Annotated in this window: 6 protein-coding genes; all 6 read left to right on the plus strand. The window is 28.4% G+C overall.

The features are described from left to right. Positions 1-122 precede the first annotated feature (122 nt). Entirely contained in the window at positions 123-1,664 is a 1,542-nt protein-coding gene (locus KQ44_RS03415; RefSeq protein ID WP_240516457.1) for an AbgT family transporter, read from the plus strand. 260 nt (positions 1,665-1,924) lie between these two features. After that, on the plus strand, positions 1,925-3,487 hold the full coding sequence (locus tag KQ44_RS03420; RefSeq protein WP_096736247.1) for an AbgT family transporter: 1,563 nt from the start codon (positions 1,925-1,927) through the stop codon (positions 3,485-3,487). Positions 3,488-3,526: 39 nt separating this feature from the next. Then, the gene (pepT, locus tag KQ44_RS03425) at positions 3,527-4,771 is read left to right on the plus strand and encodes a peptidase T (protein ID WP_096736248.1); all 1,245 of its coding nucleotides are present in this window, start codon (positions 3,527-3,529) and stop codon (positions 4,769-4,771) included. Between the two features lie 170 nt (positions 4,772-4,941). Continuing rightward, positions 4,942-5,742 carry a thymidylate synthase gene (locus tag KQ44_RS03430; RefSeq protein WP_096736249.1) on the plus strand — a complete coding sequence of 267 codons (801 nt, stop codon included), beginning with the start codon at positions 4,942-4,944 and terminating at the stop codon, positions 5,740-5,742. Beyond that, the gene (locus tag KQ44_RS03435; RefSeq protein ID WP_096736250.1) at positions 5,739-6,236 is read left to right on the plus strand and encodes a dihydrofolate reductase; all 498 of its coding nucleotides are present in this window, start codon (positions 5,739-5,741) and stop codon (positions 6,234-6,236) included. The genes KQ44_RS03430 and KQ44_RS03435 overlap by 4 nt, the downstream gene beginning before the upstream one ends. Before the next feature lie 200 nt (positions 6,237-6,436). Beyond that, positions 6,437-7,071 (plus strand): tetratricopeptide repeat protein (locus KQ44_RS03440; RefSeq protein ID WP_143277869.1); only part of this gene is annotated, 635 nt, incomplete at its 3' end.

The raw sequence follows: 7,071 nt of genomic DNA on the forward strand, positions 1-7,071 counted from the left end.
AATATCGTAATAAAAATTATAAAATAAAAAAATTATGTTTATATTTTATTTTTCATGGTTTATATTGTTTATCATATAATATTAATAATTATGAGGATTATATGTTAGGAAATACCAAAGTAATGAATAAGACCAATAGATTTGAACGTTTTTTAAATGCTGTTGAAGTATTTGGTAATAAACTTCCAGACATAACTATATTATTTTTAATAGCTTTTTTTATAATGATTTTTCTTTCTTGGATATTATCTCATTTTACTTTTAATTATTTTCACCCTACAACAGGAGAGAGAATAGTCATTATTAATATGCTTTCCCTAGCAGAATTAGCTAAATTTATAACTAAGATTACAGAAAATTTTATAACATTCCCCCCTTTGGGTATTACTCTTGTAGGTACTTTGGCTATAGGTGTTGCTAATGGCAGCGGATTTATTAGAATGGTTATTATTAAATTATCTAGTATAATACCTAGAAAGGCTGTAACTCCTGCTGTTATGGTTATATCTATATTAAGCCATATAAGTTCTGATTCTGCTTATGTCATATTAATGCCTGTAGCAGCTACAATGTTTTTTGTTTTTGGAAAACATCCTTTAGCAGGAATTGCAGCTTCATTTGCAGGACTTGCAGGCGGACATTCAGCTAGTTATACTCCTTCTATAATAGATCCTATAATGCAGGGATTTACCCAAAATGCTGCCAGACTTATGGATCCTACTTATAATGTTAATGTTTTATGTAATTATTTTTTTAGTTTTTTATCAACTTTTGCTGTTGTTTTAGTATACTGGTTTATTACTGATAAAATAGTAGAGCCTTTTTTGTGGAAAACAATGCCTATTGATGAAGGGGTTAAGCCTGAAGACGCTAGCATTTCTTCTATAACAAAAGAAGAAAATAAAGCTTTTATTGCAGCTTTTATTGTATTGATATCCATGTTGATACTTTTAGTTATTTTGCTCATACCAAAAAATTCTTTACTAAGATCGCCTGACGGACAATTAACAACTCCAGATGCTCCAGTTATGCAGGCAATAGTACCTATTATCTTTTTATTTTTAGTAATACCTGGTTCTGTATATGGTAAATTATCTAATAAATTTAAAACCTCAAGAGATTTCAGTTATGCTATGGCTGAAAGTTTAAAAAATCTGTCTTCATTTTTAACTTTTGCATTTTTTTGTGCTCAGTTTTTATACATGTTTGGAACTTCAAATGTAGGAACTTTAATGGCTATATCTGGAGCTGAATTTTTAAAATCTTTAAATATGCCTCCGCAAATAACTATAGCAGGAGTTATTTTTCTAACTGGTGTTTTAAATATATTAATAAGCTCTGCATCATCAAAATGGGCTATATTAGCACCAGTACTTGTTCCAATGCTTATGGCTGTGGGTATATCTCCAGAACTTACTCAGGCTTCATATGGAGTTAGTGATTCTGCTATAAATATAGTTACTCCTATGTTTTCATTTTACCCTTTAATAATTTCTTATTGTCAAAAATATTGTAAGAAAACAGGAGTTGGAACATTGTCTTCTATGATGATACCATATTCAATAGGGCTTCTTATTGCATTAATGATAATGCTTTATGTATTTTGGGCTTTAAATATACCTATAGGATTTAATAGCGGGTATGTGTATCCACCTGTTCACTAAACTATAGTTATTATTTTTCTAATTTCTATAAAAAGTATTGATGATTATAATTTTTATTGTATAATATTTAAGTCTGTTTATTTTTTAGAAATTATTTTTTATTTATAATTTTTTATTCTAAAACTATTTTTTTATATATGGGCAATTATTTTTTTATTGTTTTTTATATTAATGAGTATTAATAAATAATTTTTATGAAATATATATTGTAAAATTATTTTTCTAAACTATAACAGAAATATTTTTTATAGGAGTTTTTTATGCAAAGTGATGGGAATGCAGTAAAAAAATCTAATAAGTTTGAAAGTTTTTTGAATATTATTGAGGCAGTAGGAAATAAACTTCCAGACATAACTATTTTATTTTTAATAGCATTTTTTATAATGCTTATAGTATCATGGATATTATCTCATTTTACTTTTAATTATTTTCACCCTACAACAGGCGAGCAAATAAAGATTATAAACATGCTTGCACCTTCGGAACTTACTAAATTTATAACTAAGATGACAGCTAATTTTGTAAGTTTTCCTCCTTTAGGAATTACTGTTGTTGCTACACTTGGTATAGGAGTTGCTGAAGGAAGCGGTTTTATTAGAATGATACTTATTAAACTTCTAGCAATAATACCAAAAAAAGCAATAGCACCAGCTATAATATTTATATCTGTAGTAAGCCATATAACTTCAGATTCTTCTTATGTTATATTAATGCCCATAGCTTCTATAATGTTTTTTGCTGTGGGAAGACACCCTTTAGCAGGAATTGCAGCATCATTTGCAGGGCTTGCTGGAGGCTTTTCAGCAAGTTACACACCTTCTACAATAGACCCTATAATGCAGGGTTTTACGCAAGGTGCAGCAAGACTTATAGACCCTACATATACTGTTAATGTTTTGTGTAATTATTTTTTAAGCGTATCATCTACATTTGCTGTTATTTTGGTATGCTGGTTTATTACGGATAAAATAGTGGAGCCTTTTTTATGGAAAACAATGCCTATTGATGAAGGGGTTAAACCTGAAGATACTAGTATTTCTTCAATAACAAAAGAAGAAAACAGAGCTTTTAAAATAGCATTTGCAGTTTTGATATTAATGTTTGTTATTTTGATAGTTTTGCTTGTACCAAAGAATTCTTTATTAAGGTCTCCAAATGGCAGCTTGACGACTCCAGATGCTCCAGTTATGCAGGCAATAGTACCTATACTTTTTTTATTTTTGGTTATACCCGGATATATATACGGAAAACTTACTAATAAATTTAAAACAACAAAAGATTTTAGTATGGCTATGGCTGGAAGTGTTAAGAACTTAGCTTCATTTTTAACTTTCTCATTTTTTTGTGCTCAATTCTTATATGTTTTCGGTAACTCTAATGTAGGTACATTAATAGCCATAGCAGGTGCCGAATTCTTGAAGTCATTAAATATGGCTCCTCAAATAACCATAGCAGGTATAACTTTGCTTACAGCTATATTGAATTTGTTAATAACTTCAGCTTCATCAAAATGGGCTATATTAGCACCTATATTTGTACCAATGCTTATGGCGGTAGGTATATCTCCAGAACTTACTCAGGCAGCATTTAGAGTCAGCGATTCAGCTATTAATGTTGTTACTCCTATGTTTGCATTTTATCCTTTAATAATATCTTACTGTCAAAAATATTGTAAAAAAACAGGTGTAGGAACATTATCTTCTATGATGCTTCCATTTAGTATAGGTTTGCTTGTTGTACTTATGATAATGCTTTATATATTCTGGGCATTAAATATACCTATAGGTTTTAATAGCGGTTATGTGTATCCGCCAGTTAATTAAAATATTTAAATAAATTTACAAATAAGAGGTAAAATCAATATGTTAAATGATGATATTAAAAAATTTCAAATAGATAGCTTTTTTAAATACGTTTCAATACCAAGTCAAAGTGCAGCAGGAGCAAATACAATTCCAAGTTCAGAAGGTCAGATGAAACTTGCTAAAGTATTAGCAGAGGATTTAAAAGCTTTGGGATTAAAAGATGTAGTTGTAAATGATAATGCTATAGTTACAGCTTTACTTCCCAAAAATAAAGACAATATATATTCTATAGGTTTTGTTGCTCATCTTGATACCGTGGATGTTGGACTTACAGGAGATGTTCACCCTCAGATATTAAAATTTGAAGGTGAGGATTTATGTTTAAATAAAGAAAAAAATATAATCTTTAGGGTTTCAGAGCACCCAGAAATAAAAAAATACATTAATGATAATATTATATTTTCAGATGGTACTAGTGTATTAGGTGCTGATAATAAGGCGGCAATATCTACAGTGATGTCAGCATTAAAATATATAAAAGATAATAATTCTGAGCATGGCGACATATATATAGCTTTTGTACCAGATGAAGAAATAGGATTAATTGGTTCTAAGGCACTGGATTTGAATGTATTTAAGCCCGATTTTGCGTATACTATAGATTCCTGTGAAATAGGGGAGGTAGTGTATGAAACTTTCAATGCTGGAAGTGCTTCTATAGATATAGAGGGCGTAACTGCCCACCCTATGAGTGCTAAAGGTGTTTTGGTTAATCCTATACTTATAGCCATTGATATAGCTAATGAGTTTGACAGAAAATCTACTCCAGAATGTACTGAGAAAAAAGAAGGTTATATTTGGGTTCAGGGAATAAGCGGAAATCAAAGAAATGCATCATTAAAACTTAATATAAGAGATCATAGTAAAGAACTTTATGAACAGAAAAAAAATAAAATAAAAGAAGCAGTTGAAAAATATCAAAAATTAGAACCTAGAGCAAGAATATCATTAACTATAGAAGATGTTTACGCTAATATTGCCGACTCTATTAAAGATGATAGATTTCCTATAGATGTTATTTATGAGGCTATGAAAAATCTTAATATAGAGCCAAAGACTATATCAATGCGTGGTGGTACAGATGGTTCTGCATTATCAGTTAAGGGTCTTTTAACACCTAATTATTTTACAGGAGCTCATAATTTTCACTCTATATACGAGTTTCTGCCTATATCTTCATTTCATAAAAGTTTACAAACAACGCTTGAGATAATAAGAATAATATCTTCCAAATCAAAATAAATTTAATTTGTATAATTTTTATTAATCAGGAGGTTTTATATTAATATATAATTCCTCTTGCTTAATAAGAACATGTTATTTTGTATATATTGATAAAATCTCTTAAACATGTATAATTATTTCCTAATATTATAATATAATCAATTAGAACTTATAAACTAGGATTTTGTATGAAAAACTATTTAGAATTATTAAAAAGAGTATTAGAAGAAGGTGAGGAAACTTTAGATAGAACTGGAGTTGGTACAAGAAGAATATTCGGACCTCAATTAAGATTTAAATTTGAAGGAAATAAAATACCTATTATAACTACAAAAAGAGTATTTATGAAAGGTGTCATTATAGAATTATTATGGTTTTTACAAGGTTCTACCAATATAAAATTTTTAATTGAAAACAATGTACATATATGGGACGAATGGGCTGATGATATGGGAGAGCTTGGTCCTGTATATGGTAAACAGTGGAGAGCTTGGGAGACTAAAGAAGGAAATAAAATAGATCAGATATCAAATATAGTAAACACATTAAGAAATAATCCTACAAGCAGAAGAAATATTTTGAACGCTTGGAATGTTGGAGAGATTGATAAAATGCATCTTCCGCCTTGTCATATGATGTGTCAGTTTTCGGTTAATAATAAAGGTGGTATCATAGCACATTTGTATCAGCGTTCTGCTGATTTATTTTTGGGTGTTCCTTTTAATATAAGTTCGTATGCTATACTTACAAGACTTTTAGCTATGCATAGCGGACTTTATGCTTCAGAACTTATCATGACTTTTGGTGATGCTCACATTTATAATAATCATATAGAACAGGTCAAACTTCAGCTTTCAAGAGAGCCTTATGAGAATACTACAGAATTATTTATAGAGAATCGTCCTAATATATTTAGCCATGTTTATGAAGATTTTAGACTAGAAGGGTATAAATATTATCCTACTATAAAAGGGGAGGTAGCTGTTTGATAGTTTCATTAATTGCGGCGGTTGACTTAAAAAATGGTATAGGTTTGAATGGTATTATGCCTTGGGGGCACATAAAAGAAGATATGCAGTTTTTTAGAACTACCACTACGGGATATCCTGTTGTTATGGGGCGTGTAACTTTTGAATCTTTAGAATGCAAACCGCTTCCAAAAAGAAAAAATATTGTTATATCTTCTAGTTTGAACAATGAATTTAAATATGATAATCTTTTTTATGATACTTCATTTGAAAATGCTTTATCTAAATTATTACTAGAAAAATATAATCAAATATTTATTATAGGAGGGGAATCCATATATAAAAAGGCATTAGATTATGCTGATAGGATTTATCTTACTCACATAAACAAGGATTATAACTGCGATAGATTTTTTCCAGAAATAGATAAAAGTTTATTTAATTCAATTATATTGAAAAGTTTTATTTATAATGATATAAATATTAATATTGTAAAATATGATAGATTAAAATAGTTCAATAATAATTTAGTATTATATATTGCTCATAAAAATAGTTTTTGACAATATTATTTACAGTAATACTGTTGCAAAAATTGCAAATTACTATACAATTTTTTATATATATAACATTTTTTGCTATATAGTAAAATTATTATTAATATTGAGTAAATCATTTTTATAAAATATGAATGATTTTTTAGGAGCTATTTGTTATGAGTAATCTTGATGATTTATTACAATTGGCGAATGACGCTTTTAATTGCGGTGATTATAAAAAATCTATAGAATATTTTGATAAACTAATTTTTTACTACGGAGATATTGTAGAACTTTATAATAATAGAGGACTTTCAAAGAGTAGCTTGGGAATGTATGATGAAGCTATTAAAGATTTTAAAAAGGTTATAAGTATAGATCCAAATTATGTTCATGCTTATAATAATATGGGATTGGTTAATCATAACTTAGGTAATTATAAAGAGGCTATTAAGTATTACAATAAGGCTCTGGAATTGGATAATAATTGTATTCAGGTTTATAATAACATAGGCCTTGCTAATCATAATTTAGGTAATTATGAAGAGGCTGTAAAAAATTATATAAAGGCTATAGAAATATCTCCTAATGTGCATACATATAATAATATAGGTTTAGTAAAAAATGATCTAGGTCTTTATGAAGAGGCAATAAAAGATTTTAATAAGGTATTGGAATTAGATAAAAATTATTCAAAAGCTTACTATAATATAGGTCTTTCTAAATATAATCTAAAAAAGTATGATGAGTCTATAGAATATTTCAATAAGGCTTTGGAATTGGATAATAATTCTTCTTATACATATAATAA

It is taken from the genome of Brachyspira sp. G79, assembly GCF_002379365.1.
In the GTDB taxonomy this organism is placed as follows: Bacteria; Spirochaetota; Brachyspiria; order Brachyspirales; family Brachyspiraceae; genus Brachyspira.

Bases quoted from the DNA above. Each gene is read 5' to 3' on its own strand.
- pepT (WP_096736248.1), top strand. From the start codon at position 3,527: ATGTTAAATGATGATATTAAAAAATTTCAAATAGATAGCTTTTTTAAA.
- KQ44_RS03430 (WP_096736249.1), top strand. From the start codon at position 4,942: ATGAAAAACTATTTAGAATTATTAAAAAGAGTATTAGAAGAAGGTGAG.
- KQ44_RS03415 (WP_240516457.1), top strand. From the start codon at position 123: ATGAATAAGACCAATAGATTTGAACGTTTTTTAAATGCTGTTGAAGTA.
- KQ44_RS03420 (WP_096736247.1), top strand. From the start codon at position 1,925: ATGCAAAGTGATGGGAATGCAGTAAAAAAATCTAATAAGTTTGAAAGT.